This window comes from Pararhodobacter sp. CCB-MM2 (assembly GCF_001691415.1).
Classification (GTDB): Bacteria; Pseudomonadota; Alphaproteobacteria; order Rhodobacterales; family Rhodobacteraceae; genus Pararhodobacter.
Genome location: NZ_LRRR01000001.1, coordinates 292906 through 312262 on the forward strand (window position 1 = coordinate 292906; position 19357 = coordinate 312262).

The 19357-nt window shown below is 65.6% G+C and carries 14 protein-coding genes and 1 tRNA gene; 8 read left to right on the forward strand and 7 right to left on the reverse strand.

Annotated features, from left to right (window positions below):
* Positions 1-111: 111 nt before the first annotated feature.
* The 4 genes from BCY78_RS01360 to BCY78_RS01375 all read left to right on the forward strand — a co-directional run bounded on the left by BCY78_RS01360 (position 112) and on the right by BCY78_RS01375 (position 4690).
* Positions 112-1713, forward strand: coding sequence for an ABC transporter substrate-binding protein (locus tag BCY78_RS01360; protein WP_083194753.1), 1602 nt, complete (start codon positions 112-114; stop codon positions 1711-1713).
* Positions 1714-1854: 141 nt separating this feature from the next.
* Positions 1855-2181 carry a (2Fe-2S)-binding protein gene (locus tag BCY78_RS01365; protein WP_083194754.1) on the forward strand — a complete coding sequence of 109 codons (327 nt, stop codon included), beginning with the start codon at positions 1855-1857 and terminating at the stop codon, positions 2179-2181.
* The gene (locus BCY78_RS01370) at positions 2178-3563 is read left to right on the forward strand and encodes an NAD(P)/FAD-dependent oxidoreductase (RefSeq protein ID WP_083194755.1); all 1386 of its coding nucleotides are present in this window, start codon (positions 2178-2180) and stop codon (positions 3561-3563) included. Before BCY78_RS01365 ends, BCY78_RS01370 begins: the two co-directional genes overlap by 4 nt.
* The gene (locus tag BCY78_RS01375) at positions 3560-4690 is read left to right on the forward strand and encodes an FAD-binding oxidoreductase (protein WP_068296730.1); all 1131 of its coding nucleotides are present in this window, start codon (positions 3560-3562) and stop codon (positions 4688-4690) included. The genes BCY78_RS01370 and BCY78_RS01375 overlap by 4 nt, the downstream gene beginning before the upstream one ends.
* Before the next feature lie 438 nt (positions 4691-5128).
* Here the strand turns inward: BCY78_RS01375 and BCY78_RS01380 are convergent.
* From BCY78_RS01380 to BCY78_RS01390, 3 genes are all read right to left on the reverse strand, one after another.
* A tRNA-Ser gene (locus BCY78_RS01380) sits at positions 5129-5218 on the reverse strand.
* Between the two features lie 40 nt (positions 5219-5258).
* Positions 5259-7268 carry a hydantoinase/oxoprolinase family protein gene (locus BCY78_RS01385; protein WP_068296731.1) on the reverse strand — a complete coding sequence of 670 codons (2010 nt, stop codon included), beginning with the start codon at positions 7266-7268 and terminating at the stop codon, positions 5259-5261.
* 90 nt (positions 7269-7358) lie between these two features.
* Entirely contained in the window at positions 7359-11402 is a 4044-nt protein-coding gene (locus BCY78_RS01390; protein ID WP_068296732.1) for a PAS domain S-box protein, read from the reverse strand.
* Between the two features lie 210 nt (positions 11403-11612).
* On the opposite strand from BCY78_RS01390, the gene BCY78_RS01395 reads away from it, so the two are divergent.
* Positions 11613-12461 (forward strand): DUF1989 domain-containing protein, encoded by an 849-nt coding sequence (locus BCY78_RS01395; protein WP_068296735.1) that lies wholly within the window; start codon positions 11613-11615, stop codon positions 12459-12461.
* A gap of 96 nt (positions 12462-12557) precedes the next feature.
* Here the strand turns inward: BCY78_RS01395 and BCY78_RS01400 are convergent, their stop codons facing one another.
* Both BCY78_RS01400 and BCY78_RS01405 read right to left on the reverse strand, forming a co-directional pair.
* Entirely contained in the window at positions 12558-13550 is a 993-nt protein-coding gene (locus tag BCY78_RS01400) for an SUMF1/EgtB/PvdO family nonheme iron enzyme (RefSeq protein ID WP_068296742.1), read from the reverse strand.
* Positions 13551-13560: 10 nt separating this feature from the next.
* Positions 13561-15306 (reverse strand): hypothetical protein, encoded by a 1746-nt coding sequence (locus tag BCY78_RS01405; RefSeq protein WP_068296744.1) that lies wholly within the window; start codon positions 15304-15306, stop codon positions 13561-13563.
* A gap of 259 nt (positions 15307-15565) precedes the next feature.
* Here BCY78_RS01405 and fumC point away from each other — a divergent pair, with 259 nt between their 5' ends.
* From fumC to BCY78_RS01420, 3 genes are all read left to right on the forward strand, one after another.
* Positions 15566-16960, forward strand: a complete 1395-nt coding sequence (gene fumC, locus BCY78_RS01410) for a class II fumarate hydratase (RefSeq protein ID WP_068296746.1) — start codon at positions 15566-15568, stop codon at positions 16958-16960.
* Positions 16961-17104: 144 nt separating this feature from the next.
* Positions 17105-17998, forward strand: a complete 894-nt coding sequence (locus tag BCY78_RS01415) for a neutral zinc metallopeptidase (RefSeq protein WP_068296748.1) — start codon at positions 17105-17107, stop codon at positions 17996-17998.
* Positions 17999-18011: 13 nt separating this feature from the next.
* Positions 18012-18191, forward strand: coding sequence for a DUF4169 family protein (locus tag BCY78_RS01420; RefSeq protein WP_068296750.1), 180 nt, complete (start codon positions 18012-18014; stop codon positions 18189-18191).
* Between the two features lie 52 nt (positions 18192-18243).
* On the opposite strand, the gene BCY78_RS01425 is transcribed toward BCY78_RS01420, so the two are convergent.
* Together BCY78_RS01425 and BCY78_RS01430 are read right to left on the reverse strand one after the other, a co-directional pair.
* Positions 18244-18849, reverse strand: a complete 606-nt coding sequence (locus tag BCY78_RS01425) for an NTP transferase domain-containing protein (RefSeq protein ID WP_068296752.1) — start codon at positions 18847-18849, stop codon at positions 18244-18246.
* Complete coding sequence (locus tag BCY78_RS01430; protein ID WP_068296755.1) at positions 18822-19217, reverse strand: hypothetical protein; 396 nt, start codon at positions 19215-19217, stop codon at positions 18822-18824. The genes BCY78_RS01425 and BCY78_RS01430 overlap by 28 nt, the downstream gene beginning before the upstream one ends.
* Between the last annotated feature and the right edge of the window lie 140 nt (positions 19218-19357).

Genomic DNA, 19357 nt, shown 5'->3' on the forward strand with positions numbered 1-19357 from the left:
CCTGTCCGAACTCATAACTTATCGACGGTAACGTGCTCTGCCGAGTTGTTGGACGGCGCGGGCCGAGCTTCATAGCGTCAAGGCAGAACGCACCCCACGAGGATCACGACCATGACCACACCCCATTCCCTGCGCAGCCGGCTCCTGGCAACCGCTGCCGCAATTCTGATCGGCGCTGCCACCCTCTCGCCTGCTCTGGCCGACCCCCAGCCCGGCCACGTGCTTCAGGCAGTGGTCAACCCGGAACCCGCTTTCCTCGTCTCTGCCCACAATCCGGTCGGCGGCGCGCTTCAGGTCTCCAGCAAGATCTTCGAGGGTCTGCTGACCTATGATCTCGACATGAACCTGCAGCCGGCGCTGGCCGAAAGTTGGGAGGTGGCCGAGGACGGCCTCTCGGTGACCTTTCACCTGCGCGCTGGCGTGACCTGGCATGATGGCGAAGCCTTCACCTCGGAAGACGTGCGTTTTTCGGTCATGGAGATCTGGAAGACCATGCATCCGCGCAACCGGGTGAACCTCGCACATGTCACCGATGTCGAGACGCCGGACGAGCTGACCGCGATCTTCCGGTTGGACCAGCCGGTGCCGTTCCTGCTGAGCATCCTGAACGGCGGCGAAAGCCAGGTGGTGCCGCAGCACATCTATGACGGTGAGGACATCGCCACCAATCTGGTCGAACTCTCACCCGTCGGCACCGGCCCGTTCCAGCTGCAGGAATGGCGCCGTGGCGAGGCGGTCATTCTGGAACGCTACGACGGCTATTGGCAGCCCGGCCGGCCCTATCTCGACGGGATCGTGTTCCGCATCATCCCCGACGAGGCCGCCCGCGCGACCGCTTTCGAGACGGGCGAGCTGGAATTCGGCTCGTTCAGCCCGGTCTCGCCCTGCACCGCGCAGCGTCTGGGCGAACTGGACCATATCGATGTCGAGACCCGCGGCTACGACTTCTTCGGGACGATCTTCATGCTGGAACTCAACCTGCGCGACGAGACGCTGGCCCACCGGGAAGTCCGTCAGGCGCTGGCCCACGCTATCGACCGCGATTTCATCCTCGATGCGATCTGGTGCGGCTTCGGCACGCCGACCACCGGCCCGATCCCGCCGCAGCTGTCCGCCTTCTACACCGATGACGTGCCGAGCTATCCGTTCGACCCGGCAGCGGCCGAGGCTTTGCTCGATGCCGCGGGCTTCCCGCGCGGCGACGACGGCGTGCGCTTCACCATGACGCATGACCCGCTGCCCTTCGGTCCGAACTATGTTCGCACGGCGGAAGTGGTGAAGCAGAACCTCGCCGAGATCGGCATCGAGGTCGAGATCCGCACACAGGACACGCCGACCTATCTGCGCCGGATCTACACCGATTATGATTTCGACATGTCCAGCACGACCCTCTCGGCACTGCCGGATCCGACGCTGGGCGTGCAGCGTCTCTATTGGTCGGACAACATCGTGCAGGGTGTGCCGTTCTCCAACGGGACCGGCTATTCCAACGCCGAAATGGATGAGATCCTTGTGGCAACGCAGACGGAGAACGATCCCGAGCGCCGGGCCGAGCTGTTCCACGAGATGCAGCGCATTGCCCAGACCGACTTGCCGATCCTCGATCTGTTCGTGATGCAGCAGACCACTGTCTACGACACGCGTCTGCGTAATCACACCACACAGGCGGACGGCTATCCCACTCTTGCCGACGCCTATTGGGAAGAAAACTGACCCCCATCCACCACGCGGAAGACAGCGGGCGCCCCGACAGGGCGCCCGTTTTTTCCATCAACGCAGGTTCATAACCTGACGCTTGGTTCTGTTGCCGAGGGGGAAGTATCCCCATCGTGTCGCCGGTCGTATGACCTGAGAATGACCCGAAATTCCCCGTCCTCCCACCCGCCGCTTTTCCACGTCCCCTCAGGCCGCAGCCCCGATGTGCCGATCTCTCTGGACGGCGCGCCAATGCTGGCATTCCCGGGGGAAACCGTCGCAGCATTGTTGCTGCGCAGCGTGCCCTCTGATGCCTATCGCCGCGCGGACCCCCTGCTCGAAGCCCGCGCGCCGCTGTGCCTTATGGGGGTCTGCTTTGATTGCCTCGTGACGATTGACGGGCAGGACAATCAGCAAGCGTGCCTGATCGCTGTGCACCCGGGGATGCGGATCGAGCGTCAACTCCCATCGAGAGGCGCCGTATGACCGATCCTGACCTCCTCATCATCGGCGGCGGCATTGCCGGACTGGCCGCCGCCCGGACGGCCCGCAACCTGGGCCTCGGCGTGACGCTGGCCGATGACCGCCCGGCTGTGGGCGGCAATATCCTCGCAGGCGTGGGCGGAAACGTCCCGGATAAGGCCTCGGCGATCGTCCGGCGGGGCGCGGCGTTGATCGAGGCCGCGAGCAAGATCGACCTGCGATCCGGCACCCAAGCGTTGCGGATCGACGCCGATTTGACGACGCAGCTTGTCACCGGCGCAGCCCCGGTCGAGACGCTGCACCCGAAGCGGCTGCTCCTCGCAACCGGTGCGTTGGAGCGGCCGGTGCCCCTGAAAGGCGGAACGCTTCCCGGTGTGATGATGGCCGGGGCGGCGCAGTTGTTGCTGAAGACCAGCGGCGCGCTGCCGACCGGCCGGACGATCCTCGCCGGAAGCGGACCGCTTCTTTATCTTGTTGCGAAGCAGATGATCTCTGCAGGGGTGACACCTGCCGCGCTTGTCGAGACGACCCCGCGTCAGAGCCTGCGCGACGGTCTGGCAGGTATTGTCGCCGCACGCCATGCGCCCGAAATGCTCTGGCAGGGGGCGGCGATGCTGCTCGCTCTGCGCCGAGCGGGCGTGCCGTGGTATCGGCAGGCCTCCGAGCTTACCGTGCTGGGCGAAGAGCGCGCCGAAGGCCTTCGTTTCCGCGACGCGCAGGGCGTTCCCCAGAAATTGCGCGCCGATCTGATTCTGCTGCACGACGGGGTGATCCCGAATGATCACGCGACCCGATCACTGGGTTGCGCCGAGATCTGGCACGACGGACGACAGGCCTATCAGCCTCAGGCCGATCTCTGGGGCGAGACCCGTCTTCCGGGAGTCTTCGTCGCCGGCGATTGCGCCGGTGTGACGGGTGCCGCTGCCGCGGAGCAGGCCGGGATCCTCGCGGCGCTGCAGATCGCCTATCAGCTCGGGCAGATCGACGCGGCCCGCCGCGACGCACTCGCTTGTAGCCCCCGGCGGATCCTCAAACGGCAGACGGCGTTCCGCCCGTTCCTCGAGGCGCGCTATCCACCTCGTCTGTCCGTGCCTGCTGCCTTGGACGACGCAGTCATCGTCTGCCGCTGCGAGAACGTCACGGCCGGCGCCCTCAGGGCCGCCATCCGCCATGGTGCAACCGGCGCCGATCAATTGAAGAGCTTCACACGCTGCGGCATGGGCCGCTGTCAGGGGCGCAGTTGCGCCCTCGCCATGACCGGGCTCATCGCCTCGGAAACGGGAACCGCGATGAACGACCTGCGGCGGCAAAGCGTACGGGCGCCTCTCAAGCCCGTCCCGCTTGGCCAGATCGCCGGATTGCCGGCCATGGAGGAAGGCGCATGAAAGCCTCAGACAATGTCGAGATCGCGGTGATCGGCGGCGGGTTGGTCGGGGCCGCCATCGCCTACGGCCTCCGCAAGCGTGGCCTGCGAATTGCTGTCTTCGATGAAGGCGACAGCGCCTTCCGTGCCAGCCGCGGTAATTTCGGCCTCGTTTGCGCGGGGGGCAAGGGTGGCCAGCTTGAGGATTACGCGCCTTGGGCACTGCAAGGGGTTCAGGTCTGGAAGGACTTCGCCGACCGTCTGGTGGACGAGACCGGCATCGACATCGAGCTGGAGCAAAACGGCCTCTCTGTCTTCTGCCCCGATGCGGACTCCCTGCGCGAGCGCATTGCGTTGATGGAGCGCCTTCAGCGACGCAGCGGGCTGGCCTTCGATGTGCTGACGCCCGCCGAGATCGCGCGCTTCATGCCCGGTGTCTCTCCTGACATGCCCGGCGCGTTGCATTGCGACATCGATGGCGCCGCGAATCCCATGCTGCTGCTCCGCGCGCTGCATGCAAGCCTTCTGAGCGATGACGGGGTTCTCAGGCGGGGGGCCCGCGTCGAGCGGATTGAACGACTTGGAGACGGATACCGTGTCGTCAATGCCGAAGGGACGACCACCTGTGGCCGTGTGGTGTTGGCGGCGGGCCTTGGCAACATCGCCTTGGGGCAAAATCTCGGCGTCTCCCTGCCGATCAAACCCATGCGTGGGCAGATCCTGGTGACCGAGCGCTGTGCTCCCCGGATGCATATCCCAAGCGAGCATGTCCGGCAGACACGCGATGGCTCTTACCTTCTGGGCGGTAGTTGGGAGGATGTCGGTTTTGACACCGGCACCACCGCCGAGGTCACGCAGGCCATCGCCCGCCGCGCCGTCAGCTATTTCCCCTTTCTGCGCCATGTTCGACTGGTCCGCAGTTGGTCGGCCTTGCGGATCCTCGCGCCGGACAATGCGCCGATCTACGACGAGATTGCTCCCGGTGCCTTCTTGGTGACCTGCCACAGCGGGGTCTCGCTTGCGGCAATTCACGCAGCCAAGGTGGCCGGCTGGATTGCCGAGGGTGCTTTGCCACAAGAAGCCGCGCCCTTCAGCCTTCGTCGCTTCGGTCCGCCAAGACAAGAGGCGGTGCCAAGCCGGAGCGGCTGATCAGGGCGATCGATCGCCTTTGCCAGCCCGCCGGCTTCCGGTTTCAATGGCCGGTTGCGGGCCACCGGCGCCACGCCGGCAGTTCTGTGCCCGCGCGGAAGCGACCTGATGTCCGGCACGAGCCCAGTCCGACAACGCAACGCCTTATTTGTCGCGGCCCCTTCGCATTGGATCTTCCCTACTAACGGCCAGCCCCGTCGGCTTGCGTGGGATGCAGACGACCGGAATACTGACGCTTTGACTTGCAAGCCGGCTCGTCCGCGCAAACGTCGCTCAATCCTTGAGACGGCAGGTCAATCCGACTTTCGTGGGTCGCAGGCCCTGAATCATTGCCCTAGGCTTCGGTTGGGCGGGTCTTTGAAAGGGGACGATTTCAGAGTCTTGATCGATTAGCCATCAGTGGAGATGTATTGATATCAATGGCTGACGACGGGACTATGGCGGAAGCGGTGGGATTCGAACCCACGGTGGAGTCTCCCCCACGCTGGTTTTCAAGACCAGAGCCTTAAACCACTCGGCCACACTTCCGGTTCGGGCGTTCTAGCGCCCGGATTGTGCCGCTGCAAGACTAGCCTGTCGCGATCCTCGGCCTTCCTGCGGCCGTCACACGCAGACGGATCTCGACCACCATCTGCTGGCCCTCGATCTCGGCGCCGATGTCCTCTCGTTCATCGGTGACCCGGGGCTCATCCACGCCGGCGGCCATGGCGCGGCTGCGGGCTTGTTCTGCCAGATCGGCACGCAGCGCTACAACAGCGGCTTCCCCCTCGACATGCCGCTGCGGGCCCGCCGTGAGGTGCGCTATGAAGACGCCGGGGGTAGGGGCGGTGACCTGCCCCTCGGCCCGCATCGAGACCTGGCCGACGACGGCGCCGACGGCATTGGCGACGCCCGCATGGACCGGAACGATCATCTCGCAACCCAGCCGCTCTCCGACGGCGCCATAATAGCAGCCGGCCGAGGCACCGAGGCCAATCACCGGGACGCCCAATCGCGCCGAAAGCTGGACGAGGCCGCCGGCACGGTCCAGCGACGCCTGCGTGACGGCATGCCGGGCCAGCGTTTCCGGGGCGGCGCCGAAGTCACGCCCATCCTCCGCGAAGGCGGCTTCCAGCAGGCATTCCACCGTCTGCCGCGTGAGTTGGTCGACGATCTGCTGCGCCATGGCCTCGGGGCCGGAGGCGATCCGGTTCCCATGCCCGCCCCGGCGGCGGGCCAGAAGAGTCAGCGCCTTCTCGGCCGCGCCGCGGTCCCATCCGGACTGACGTCCCAGAACATGGGCCGCATCCGAGGGGGTAACGCCGGTCAACATCACCAGCCCGCGCTGCACCAGTCGCATCAGGGCCGGGCCCTCCAGCCGCGTCTGCAACAGAGAGGACAGGCGCTGCGGGCCGGCCAGAAGGCGCTCAGACACTGTCGCGTCGCGCGGCGGCAAACCCGGGGGCAGGGCGGTGAATAGAGGCAGGGCGAGGCGCCAGGTTTCCTCGGGCGCAGGGTCACGGCCCAGGGCTTCGTCCAGCATCCGGTGCACCAGTTCGGGATGCTGGAAGGCGGCGAGGGACAGGGGCAACACGCGCCGGGGCCCGAGGGTCAGCCCCCCCTCCAGGCCATCACGCAGATGGACCTCGCTGTCACCGCCAAGGCCGGTCGTACGCATGGACACGGCCTCGACCATCGTGCGCCAGCCACCGACACGCGCACCCTCGGGATCGATCGCGGGCTTGCCGTCGCGCAGCAGGCAGACGTCGGTCGTGGTCCCGCCGATATCGGAGACCAACGCGTCTTTCTGCCCGGTTAGCCAGGCCGCACCCGCGATGGAAGCGGCCGGGCCCGAGAGGATGGTTTCGATCGGACGCTCCCGGACCAAGGCGGCCGAGACCAAGGCACCGTCGCCGCGGACCACCATCAGGGGCGCGGTGATCCCGCGGGTCGCCAGATGGCCCTCGCAGGCGCCGATCAGCCGGTCGATCATCGCCACGAGGCGCGCATTCAACAAGGCCGTCAGCGCGCGCTTGGGTCCGTTCAATCCGGCCGACAATTCGTGCGAGCAGGTCACCGGAAGGCCAAGACGGTTGCGGACCAGCGCCCGGACGGCGTTCTCATGCGCGGGGTTTCGGGTGGCGAATTGGCCGGCGACGGCCACGGCGGAGATACCGGCGGGGAGGGCATCGAGCGCGGCTTCCAGCGCCGGAAGGTCCAGGGGGGCCGCTTCCGCGCCGGAATGCTGATGGCCGCCGGAGAGCTCGATCAAGGGATCGTCGCCCAAGGCCTCGGCCAAGCCCGCGCGCGCGCGGTCGCCGCGATCAAAGCCGATCAGCACGAGCGCCGCGCGGGCGCCTTGCCCCTCGACCAGCGCATTGGTGGCGAGGGTCGTCGACAGCGACACAAGCGCCACGGAGGCCGGGTCGATCTCGTCGCCCTGCGCCAATACCGCGTCCACCGCGGCCCCGATGCCTTGGGACAGATCCGGTCGCGATGTCAGGGCCTTGGCATGGGCGAGGATGGTCTGGCTGGCATCGTCCAGCAGGACCGCGTCGGTATAGGTGCCGCCGGTATCGACGCCGAGGAAAAGGGGCATGGGAAACTCCGCTTCAACCCCTCATCGCTAGGGCGCGGCGGCGGAATTGGAAAGCCCGGATGCGACCCGTTCCGCGCTTCCACGCCGTTTTCAGGCCGCCGAGGGATCGCTCCGGCGCCGATGATGGCCGATTGCCTGTGCCAGCGTCTCCTTGCGGAAGGGTTTCGCGACATGGCCGTCGAAGCCCGCGCTGATATAGCCCTCGATCTGGTGCTGCATCGCGTTCGCCGTGACGGCCAGAGCGGGGACAGGCGGGGTGCCCGCGGCGGCCTCGACCTCGCGGATGGCGCGCAGGGCCTCGATCCCGTCGAGCCCCGGCATCGAGATATCCAGAAGCAGCAGGTCGAAGGCGCCGGGCTGATAGAGGTCGCAGGCGTGTTGCCCATCCTCGGCCAGCGTCACTTTGGTGCCCAGCGCGGTCAGCATGGTATCGAGGATCCGACGGTTCGTCCGGTTATCATCGGCCACCAGCAGGCGCGTGCCCTCAAGGTCGATGGCCGCAGCCGGCAGACGCTTCTCAGGCTCGGCCTGTTCATCGGTTCGCGGGGCCGGCAGGGTCAGGGTGACGCAAGTCCCTTCGCCGGCGGTGCTTTCCATGGTGATGCGCCCGCCCATGAGGCTGGTCAGGCGGCGGGTGATCGACAGGCCAAGCCCGGTGCCGCCAAAGCGACGGGCGGTGGAATTCTCCGCCTGCTCGAACTCGTCGAACACCTTCTGCATCTGTTCCGGCGTCATGCCGATGCCGGTATCCTCGACCGTGACGACCAGCACATCGGGATCCTCGGCCGAGGCATGGGCGGTCAGCGTGACGCCGCCTTCCTCGGTGAACTTGATGGCGTTGCCGACGAGGTTGTGCAGGATCTGCATCAGGCGGTTGGCGTCACCAAGCCGCGGCATCCGGCAATCCGCGCCAATCTCCAGCGTCATCTCCAATCCCGAAGACATCAGCCGCGGGGCGAAGATGGCGCGCATGCGCTCCAGGGTCTCGGAGGGCAGGAACGGCGCCTGTTCCAGCGACATCTTCCCGGCCTCGATCTTGGCGAGGTCGAGGATGTCATTGAGGATCGCCAGCAGCCCCTCGCCACTGTCGCGGATCGTCGCCACCATCTCGCGCTGATGGTCGTCGACGGCGCTGTCGGCCAGAAGCTCGGCCATGCCCAAAACGCCGGTCAAAGGCGTGCGCAACTCGTGGCTCATATTGGCGAGGAAACGGGATTTCGCCTGACTGGCAGCCTCGGCCTGTTCCGTGGCACCGATCAGTTCGGTCACATTGGAGCCAACGCCCCGATAGCCGGCGTATTTTCCGTCGGCGTCATAGAAAGGCGCGCCGGAAATCCGCAGCCAGATCGGCGTGTCCGTGCGCCGGGGAACCAGCCGGAACAGGAAGTTGTGCAGCTTATCGCGGCCCATCAGACATTGCGCCAGCCGCGGCCAATCGCCCGCGGCACGGTCGGACTCGGGCGTGACGCCCAGCTCTGTCAGGGTCTTGCCGATCACATGGCTGACCGGAATACCTGTCGTGCGTTCAAACCCCGCGGTGATATGCGAGATCCGGCGACCCGGCACGATTTCCCAGAACCATTCGTCCGAGGCCGCAGCGATGTCGGAATAACGCTCCTCCGAGGCTCGATGCGCGGCAAGGGCCTGTTCCAGCTGCAGTTTCGCCTCACCCAGCGCCTTCTCCCGCGTCTTGCGGTCGGTGATGTCGAGGTGGATCCCGGTCTCTTCGGCAGCGACACCGGGCGCAGACCAACGCTGCACCCGTGCCTGCGACAGCACCCAGACCCAATGACCGTCGCGATGACGGATACGGAATTCATGGTCGATGCTGCTGTCGTCGGAATCGAACAGTTTGCTGACCTGATTGTGCATCCGGTGGACGTCATCGGGATGCACCATCTCCTCGAACTTGGCGATGGTCCATGGCTCCAGCTCGGCGCGGGTGTAGCCCAGCATGGCGGCATATTGTTCATCGATTTCAACGCGGTCGGTTGCGTGATCCAACCGCCAGGTGCCGATCGACGTTGCCGCGAGGATCGAGCTGAGCCGTTCCTCGGCCTGCCGACGGTCTGTCACGTCGAGGCCTACGCCACTGATGCGCAGCGGGCGCCCCTCGGCGTCGAACTGGCTCAGGCGGCCGCGGCAGAGGACATGCACCCAATGGCCGTCGACATGACGGAACCGCATTTCCTGTTCGACATTGACCTGCGCACCGTCGCGGATACGGCGCAGCATCTGGCGCATCGCGGCATTGTCGTCGGGATGAACGTGGCTTTCCCAGGTGGCGGGCCCCAACTCGGGGTAGTCGATGGGCTGATAGCCCAGCATCTCCCACCAGAAGTCGTTGATTTCAGTGACATTTGCCTGAAGATCGAATTCCCAGGTGCCCACGCGCGCGGCGGTGATGATATCCGCCAGCTTGCGCTGCGCTTCCTTCAGGGCGGTCACATCGACGCGCATGCCGACGCGCCCGCCGTCGGGGGTGCTGCGTTCGTAGATGCGCAGCCAGCGGCCGTCTGTGAGGCGCAGATCCATCCGGCCGGTGGCGCGGCGGTGCATCTCCATGCGTTGGGCGAGCCAGGCGTCCTCGCGCCCCAGGGCATCGGCGAACTCCCCGTTGTCCAAGGCGTGGCGGAGGAACTCCTCGAACCGGACGCCGGGCACCATGACATCGGCACTGCGCGGGAAGAATTGGCGATAACGTTCGTTGCACAGAACCAGCCGGTCGTCGGGATCGTAATAGGCGAAGCCGTCCTGCAGCGACTCGATGGCGGCGTGCAGGCGGTCATGCGCCTGCTCGGCCTCGGCCGCGAGGAGCTGCAGCTGGGTTTCATGCTTCTTCAGCGCGGTGATATCGGTTTCCAGCATCAGGAAACCGCCGGCGCTGCCATCGGCGCGGGTCATCGGCTGGATATTGACGTCGATCCAACGGCGACCGCCGCTTTTGTCCCAGCGGACCAGCTCGAACCGACGCGCTTCGCGTTTTTCCAGCGCGGCTTCCAGACGCGCGATGGCGGCGGGTTCGATGCTGTTGGCGGTGAATTCGCGGATCGAGCGGCCGCGCAGCTCGTCGATCGTCGCCTCTGCGTAGCGCTCAAACGCGGTGTTGACCCAGGTGATGCGGCGGTTCCGGTCCAGCACCACGGCCGGGTTGGCCATGTTATGCGTGACCTCGACCAGCATGGCGTTCTGCTCTTCGCGCGCCCGTTCGGCCGTCACGTCGCGGATCCGGAAGATGTAGCCTTCCTTGCCGGCGATGCGGCGGCGGCGGACGATGGTGGTGTCGTACCAACGCTCATGGCCGCCGATGGTCAGCGGATAGCGTTGCACCTTGGCGGTGCCATGGCGCTTGGCCTCCGCCATCGCGGCACGTTGCAGGGCAGCGACCTCGGGCGGGAGAGTGTCTTCCAGTAGGCGCCCCAATTGCGCGGCGGGGGCCGCCGCGAGATTCTCGGGCGCCGCCGTGTGATAGTCGAGGCAGCGCCCCTCGCTATCCATTTCCAGCATCAGCTCGGGCATCGCGGCCAAGGTAGCGCGCAGACGCTCCAGCGCCTCAGCCTGTTGCAGACGGGCAGCGTCGCGCTCGCGCTCGGCACTGCGGCGGGCGAGGGCGGAGACCAAACCGTCGCTGAGTTGACGGATGGACCGAACCTCATCGCGACCGAACGGCTGCGCCGAGGTGATGCGCTGCACCGTCAGCAGACCGGCGAGCATGCCGTTCTGCACCAGTGGCACGGCCACCAGACTGCGCACGCCGGCCGTCCGCAGGAGGGCTTTGACCGGCGACTCGGCCAGCGCCTGCACATCGGCGATTTCCATGACATGCCCGGCATCGAGGCCGAAGGGATCTTCCAGAATGGCAGTGAGGATGTCGGATTTCAGACGGCGGTCGATCCCGTTCAGGCCCGCCACGACCCAATCCTGACCCGGTGTCCAAAGGGCCCCGTCGCGGGTGAACAGGCAGCAACGCTCGGCCTCGACGGCAAGGCCCATCTGCTCCAGCACGGCGCCAATCGTCTTGTCCAGCTGATCAGGCGTGGCACGCAGCAACATGCCGAGGCCTTCAATGACAGCCTCATCGCCGCGCCGCACATTGCGCGGCGGGACCGTCGTCTCCCGGTGACCGTCATCCATCTGCGATTTCCCGCACACCTTCAACCTTCCCCATCTTAGACATGAGTTGTGCAACCGACAGTTTAAAAAATCTTTAGGACAGATGCTTGCGGAGAAAATAAGCAGATCGACCGCATGTTTTGCGCCGCCCGGGTTAAGGCCACCCAGCACGACGCTTGATCGGCGGGGCAAGCCCGGCCAGAAAGGGGGGGTTTTGCTCAGGAGCGCCTTATGCCCGACATCCCGCAACCGCCACAGGATGCTGATGCCCGCCGCGCCGTGGCGCCGGTGATTTGCTACCCGGTGGACACGCTTCCCGCCGTCGATCTGGGCCTTATGGCGCGGTCGCGCGCCTCGGCCACCTCCGTGTCACGCGTGATGGTGCCTCCCCGCGATGGGCGGGCGTTCCGGGTCCCGGCGGGCGGATTTTTCCGCATCACCTGTCCCGAGGGACCGCAGGTCGGCGATCTCAACCTCTTCTCCGCCGCCGATCCGACCGAACGCTTCTATTCCGGCAAGACCCGTGCCTTGCATGGCACGCATCTCGGGGTCGGGGACCGGATGTGGTCCAGCTTTCCCTATCTGCGCCCCATGGCGACCTTGGTCGAAGACACGCTCGGTTGGTACGGGGTCGATGCCTTCGGCGGGCGGGTCCACGACGTGATCGGCACGCGCTGCGATCCCTACACGCATTGGGTGCTGTCGGACGGTGACCAGTACCATCATTGCTGCCATTCGAACCTGACGCGCGCGCTGTCGGACGAGGGCGTCACCGGGGCGGAGGCGCTGGTGCATGATGTGCTCAACGTCTTCATGTGCACCGGGTTCACGCAGGACACCGGGCAGTATTTCATGAAGGCGAGCCCGGTCCGAACCGGGGATTATCTGGAGTTCTTTGCCGAGATCGACCTGATCGGGGTGCTTTCGGCCTGTCCGGGGGGCGATTGCGGGGCCGAGCATTCCTCGGACGTCGCGGCCTGTCATCCGCTGCAGGTGGATGTCTATGAGACCCCGGCGGAAGCCTTGGCGGGGTGGGCGCCGCCGGTCGTCAACGGATATGACCGGACGCACGGGCGGTGAAAAAGAAGGGGGGCTGTCTGCCCCCCTCGTCGCTACGCTCCTCACCCCCCGAGGATATTTCTGGCACAAAGATGAGGGGCGCGGGGTGGCTACTGGTCAGCGCACATCGCGGAAGCAGCGGAAGCCGAGGTGGTAGTTCGAGTGGCTCGAGGTCGACATGACCCGGGTGCCATGCCAGAAGGGCGCACGCCAGCGGGCCCAGTGCTCATGGGCGCGGATCTGGTCCCAGATGAACCACGAGCCTTTCATTTCCGTGACGCCGAGGGTCGTCGAGCCGCGCGAGGCCATCTGGCTCTCGTTCAGGGGCAGGTTCATGTGCTCGGCCGCATTGCCGTCGATGTCATAGACACCCAGCGGCGAATGGCATTGCGGGAAGGAGCCCGAGGGATAGGTGTTCGAACCGCAGCCCGACCAGGAGCCGCCATTGCAGCCCGGCGTCTTCGACGAACCGGTCGCGCAAACGCCCGAGCGCCATTGGCCGATCGAGAAGACATTGCGCTGGCTGGCATAGTGGTTGTTGTGCCAGGCGCGCATGGCCTGCTGGCTGCCGAGCGAGAAATTGTAATCGGGCGGCAGCAGCTGTCCGGCGGCGGCGCCTTCCCATTCATGCGCATCGCCGATGCGGGCGCCCTCGGCGGCGCAGAGGCGGGCGGCTTGGTCGGCGCGGACCCAGGTGACGGGATAGGTCAGCGGCACGTTCGGGTATTCGAACATGAAGGCGCAGACGGTGGCGTCCTCGGGGCGTTCGGTCTCGGGGTTGTAGAGCGGCACCTCATAGGGATGACCGCAGATCCGCTCAAAGCGGGCGTTGCGGTAGGCGCGGCGCACAGAATCGACGCTGCCGCCCTGACGCTCAGCGGCCTGTTCCGGCGTCAGCGGGTGGCGGGTCACGGCCGGGTTGCCCTGACCGATCATCCCGTTCTCACCGAAGATCGCGCGGATGCGGCCCATCGCGGCGCCCGAAATGCCGCGCCATTGCTGCATCTGCTGGAACATGACCTCGTTATTCTGCGCCAGTGTCTGGGCGTGCAGCGAGAGCGGCGACAGGGCTAGCCCCGCCGCCAGAGCCAGTTTGGCCAGGGATTTCATGAATGCCTCCTTAGCGGCGCAGCAGGTAGAAGAAATCGCGATTGTCGGAAAATTCGATGAAGCGGCCCATCGGCGAGCCATCGCGGTGACGGCTGTCCGATTCTGCCATGCGGCGATCCAGATGGACGATGTCGAACTCCTCGGAGCCGGCCTCACGCGGGTAGATCGCGGAATAGGTCAGGTCGAGCGAGTTCATGTCCAGAAGCATCGCATAGTCGCAATGATAGGCCTGGAAGGTGCGCGCCATGCCCGAGGGGGTGACCGACATAAACACGGCGTAGATCAGGAACTGGCGGTCTTCGATCGTGCGCATGCAGACGCCCGAGCGCAGGGTCCGCAGTTGTGCCTCGGCCGAGCCCGACCAGTTGCCGCCCATCCAGCTGCGCACCTGACTGCCGGGGATGCCGACGCCGTCAGGGCCACGCTCGATGACCGGGGTGCCGTTCTGACGCGCGAAACGGATATGCGGCAGCAGGTAATCGAGCTGCTCGGTCCAGGTCTCCATATGCACCGAGCCGTCCTGCAAGACGATCATCGTGGCCAGGCCCGGTTGCAGACGCGACAGCACCACGCCGTTCACGACGAAACCGTAATGGTGTCCATGGTTGGTATAGGCGAAATCCGTCAGGCGCCATGCACCGTGATCGCGCTTGAAGCCGCCGGCGAAGATCCCGGCGAGGCGATCCATGAAGATCGGGTTCAGCATGCCCGTCATGTTCAGGGGATCGACGCTGGCAAAGCCGTCCGGCCCCGGCAGGTTATAGTCGCGCCCGGCGCCCGAGGGGCGCGGGGACCAGTCGACCTCGGGGTGCGAGGTGCCGATCTCATAGCGCAGGTCGAAGCGGGACATGTCGAAGGCCCACATATGCACGTCCGAGCGGTTCTCGACCCCGTCGAGCCCGTTCGCGCCCGGCACCGCCATGACCTCCTGGCTGGCCATGCCCGGCTGCGCGACCGAGGCATAGATCCCCGGTGCGTTCTGCACGGCATACCACGAGCCCGCTTCCATCTGCGTCGATTCCGCGCCGACCAAGTCGACCCGCAGGTTCGAGCGCATCACCGGACGGGTGCGTAGATCGGCCTGACCCAGCAGCTCGACGGTGGAACCCGCCTCGGCCTCATCCATGGTCTGGGCCGAGGTCAGATAGGCGTCCTCGTAGAGCGTGTCCTTGATGATGTTGATCAGGCTCTCGCCGAAGGGGACATAGCCGCGCAGAAATTCGGTGACGGCCTCGCGCGTGGTGCGGCTGCCCGAGCCTTGATTGCGCAGGAACAGACGCTGCTCGCAGATCGGCGAATAGGGAATGCCGGCGCTCTCGGCCTCGGACAGCTCGCCTTCCCACGGATCGCAGGTGACGGTGCCGGCCTCGCTTTCGATGACGATATGGCGGCCGTCTTCACCCAAGGAGACGGTGAACAGCTCAGGCGCCGCGTTCTCCAGATGCCATTGGCGCAGGCTGCGCCCCTCGCCGGTTTCCAAGACAAACCACGAGTTCACATAGGGGTTGAGCGAGATCAGCCGCAGCGGCGTGCCATCTTCCCCGGTGCCGAGCAATTCGGCGCGGAAGGGCTGGAACTCGACAACGGTGCGGCGGTGATCCTCGCGGAAATCGGCGAATTGCGCGGCGCGGGTTGCGGCGGGCATGTACCAAGGCGCCATCGTATCGGCCTGCACGGCGAGGCTGGAGACCCCGGTGCCGAGCGCCGCAATCGTCGAAACGGCGCCGAGGCGGGCCAGGTGACCGGTCTTCGTCAAAGTCTAACTCCTGAAAAAATCCTGTGCCGCGCGCGCATTCGGGCGGTGATCCGCCGGAGCGTGCAACAATCGGCCGATTCAAGCAACAGGGCCCAAAGGACTGTGGCCCATCCTCAACACATGGTGATGCCGCCTTGCAGCACCTGCCTGCGGATTGACCCGGATACTGCTGGTAGCGGCAACATCGTATGCAACGGCATACTGATTGATTTTCGCTCCTGTGCTGGCTATGAGGGCGCAAATCCATGAGGAGTCCGTGATGACCGCAACCCGCACCGAGACCGACAGCTTCGGCCCGCTGGAAGTCCCCGCCGACAAGTACTGGGGCGCGCAGACGCAGCGCTCGATCATGAACTTCCCGATCGGTTGGGAAAAGCAGCCGGTGCCGATCGTGCGTGCGCTTGGCGTGGTCAAGAAGGCCGCCGCTGCCGTCAACGAAGGCTTCGGGGATCTGGACGCCACCCTGTCGAAGGCCATTCAGGCTGCGGCGCAGGAAGTGATCGACGGCAAGTTCGACGACAACTTCCCGCTGGTCGTCTGGCAGACCGGCTCGGGCACCCAGTCGAACATGAACGCCAACGAGGTGATCTCGAACCGCGCGATCGAGATGATGGGCGGCACGATGGGCTCGAAGAAGCCCGTTCACCCGAACGATCATTGCAACATGGGCCAGTCCTCGAACGACACCTTCCCGACCGCGATGCATGTCGCCATCGGCATGCAGGCGCGCGACGTGCTGCTGCCGGGCCTGCGCAAGCTGCACGCCGCGCTGGCCGCGAAATCGGAAGAGTTCAAGGACATCATCAAGATCGGCCGCACCCATACGCAGGATGCGACGCCGCTGACGCTGGGTCAGGAATTCGGCGGTTATGCCCATCAGGTTGCGCAAGGCATCAAGCGCGTCGAGGCCTGCCTGCCCGATATCTATGAGCTGGCGCAGGGCGGCACCGCCGTCGGCACCGGCCTGAACACCCGCAAGGGCTTTGCCGAGAAGGTCGCAGCCGAGATCGCCGAGATCACCAACCTGCCGTTCGTCACTGCGCCGAACAAGTTCGAGGCTCTGGCCGCGCATGACGCGATGGTCATGTTCTCGGGCGCGCTGAAGACCGTCGCCGCCTCGCTGTTCAAGATCGCCAACGACATGCGCCTGCTGGGCTCGGGCCCGCGCTCGGGTCTGGGCGAGCTGATCCTGCCGGAAAACGAGCCCGGCTCGTCGATCATGCCGGGCAAGGTTAACCCGACGCAGGCCGAGGCGCTGACCATGGTCTGCGCGCATGTCATGGGCAACGACGCGGCGGTCGGTTTCGCCGGCTCGCAAGGTCATTTCGAGCTCAACGTCTACAACCCGATGATGTCCTACAACGTCCTGCAATCGATGCAGCTTCTGGGCGACTCGGCATCGGCCTTCACCGACAACATGGTGGTCGGCACGCAGGCCAACACCGCGCGCATCGACAAGCTGATGAAGGAATCGCTGATGCTGGTGACGGCGCTGGCGCCGACCATCGGCTACGACAACGCCACCAAGGTCGCCAAGACCGCGCACAAGAACGGCACCACGCTGAAGGAAGAGGCCATCGCCCTCGGCTTCGTCGATGCCGAGACCTTCGACCGCATCGTGCGCCCTGAGGACATGATCGGCCCGAAAGGCTGACGATCCCGGTAGTCGTGAACAGGGGGCGGTCCAGACGGGCCGCCCTTTGCCGTTACGGAACCGCCTTGCGTCATGGGGCGTTTGCCCGTGAACTGGGGTCATCGGACCCAAGGTGTCCATGGTTATGATCATCGGGAGGGGCGGATGGAGTGGCGCGGCAAGAGGACCAGCAGCAATATCGAGGATCGCAGGCGCTCGGGCGGCGCGTTTCGCGGCGGTGGCATGCCAGGCATCCGCATCGGCCGCGGTGGCGGCTCGCCTCTGGGGGTCATCGGGACAATCGTCGTGCTTCTGGTCGGCGCCTATTTCGGGATCGACCTGACCGGGCTTACCGGCGGGGGCTCCAGCTATTCCAGTCAATATGACGCGCCGCAATCCTCGGGGCCCAATACCATCGATGACGATCAAGAGGCCTTCGTGGCCACGGTCCTTGGCCAGACCGAGACCGTCTGGACCGATATCTTCGCCCAACAAGGCCAACGCTACACCCCGACGACGCTGGTGCTGTACAGCGCCGGCACCAGCTCGGCCTGCGGCATGGCGCAATCGGCCTCCGGGCCGTTCTATTGCCCGCCCGATCGCCGCGTCTACCTCGACACCGACTTCTTCCACGTGATGCAGCAGCAGCTAGGCGCCGGCGGGGAATTCGCGAATGCCTATGTGATCGCCCACGAGGTTGCGCATCATGTGCAGAACCTGACCGGAACGCTGGGACAGGTGAATGCGCAACGCGAGCGGGTCTCCGAGCGCGAGTCGAACGCGCTCTCGGTCCGGATCGAGCTGCAGGCGGATTGCTATGCCGGCGTCTGGGCCAACCGCTCGAAGGATGAATTCTCGCTGACCGATGCCGATATCCGCGAGGCCCTGAACACGGCCGCCCGCATCGGCGATGATGCGCTGCAGCGCTCGGCCGGCGGGCGCGTGGTGCCGGACAGCTTCACGCATGGCACGTCGGAGCAGCGTCAGAACTGGTTCTTCACGGGATATCGTTCCGGTGACCCGGGACAATGTGATACCTTCTCCGCCAGGTCCCTATGACAGGAGTCGGGCGATGGGTGACGTCGTCAATCTCAGGCTGAAACGCAAACAGGCGGCGCGCGACGAGGCGCGCCGCAAGGGTGACGAGAATGCGGTGAAACACGGGCTGTCGAAGGCCGTACGATCGCTGGATCAGGCCCGGGCCGACAAGGCGGCGCGCGAGCTGGACGGGCATAAGCGCGAACCCGAATAGCGGTTGCGTCGGCGGTGAGCGCCGGGGCTCTGCCCCGGACCCCGGGATATTTTCAGAATAAAGATGCGCGCGATTGGCGCCACGCAGCCCAGGCCTCGGGCGTGTCGAGGTCTGTGGTGGCGCATTGGCCGGGCAGGGCGACGAGGCGCGGCTTCTGGGACTTGAGGATAGACTTAGCTCCCTCGTCACCCGTGAGAGCTGCGAATTGCTTCAAAAGGTTCGCCGGGAAGATCACAGGATGGCCGGGCGTTCCGTCTTCGGCGGTTGCTCTTACCGGTGTCGTGCCATCGAAAGTTGCCGCCACGGTTCGGAAATTGTCACTGGTCAGCTCCGGCATGTCGGCGGGTGTGACGAGGAGCGCGCAGCCGTCTGCCCATTGAGCGGCAGCGCGGAGAGAGGCGCTCATGCCATCCGCAGCATCGGGGATTGTCAGTAGTGACAGTGGCAGGTCGTTGAGGGCCTCGGCGCGCGCGGGCCGATCCGGGGGCAGGGTGACCGCCACCGGACCGAGATCCGCTTGCAGAAGCGCGCGGGCTTGCCGTCGGATCATCGGCTCACCATCGACCCACTCGAGCATCTTGTCCCCGCCGCGCATCCGGCGGGAGCCACCGGCGGCGAGGAGGACCAGCTTCAGCGCGTGCGACACGATCCCGTCCATTGCGAGGGCTGCGGCCGGTGGCCCAGCAAGATCAGGTTCGAAGAATGCACGGCGACGCCCTCGGCCCCGATCGAGGTCAGCGTCCCACCCGGCATGTCGTAGATCATCAGCACGCCATCAGTGTTGAACTGGACCTGCATCGGCGGGCGGGATTCGTCGCCCTGATAATGCGCGGTCTCACCGTCCTCGGCCACCACCAGCGTGAAGGAGAGGATCGGGTCTTCCTGCGTGACACATTGCCCCTCTAAGGGATTGCATTCGGTGGTGAAATTGCACTGCAGGATGCGCGGGACCTCATCCGCCTGACTGGCACAGGAGGCCAGCGCGGCGAAGGCAGCGGTGATGATGGTAAGTTTCTTCGATATCATCTTGAAGACGCTATTGAAAATCGCGATTGGATTGACTTCGCCGCAACGGGATTACAGGGAGTTACGCCGCAATCCTGAGGCCGAAGATCAGCTTGCGCGAATTTCCCTTTCTTTCTCAGAGTGTTGCTCTCCGTTCCCGA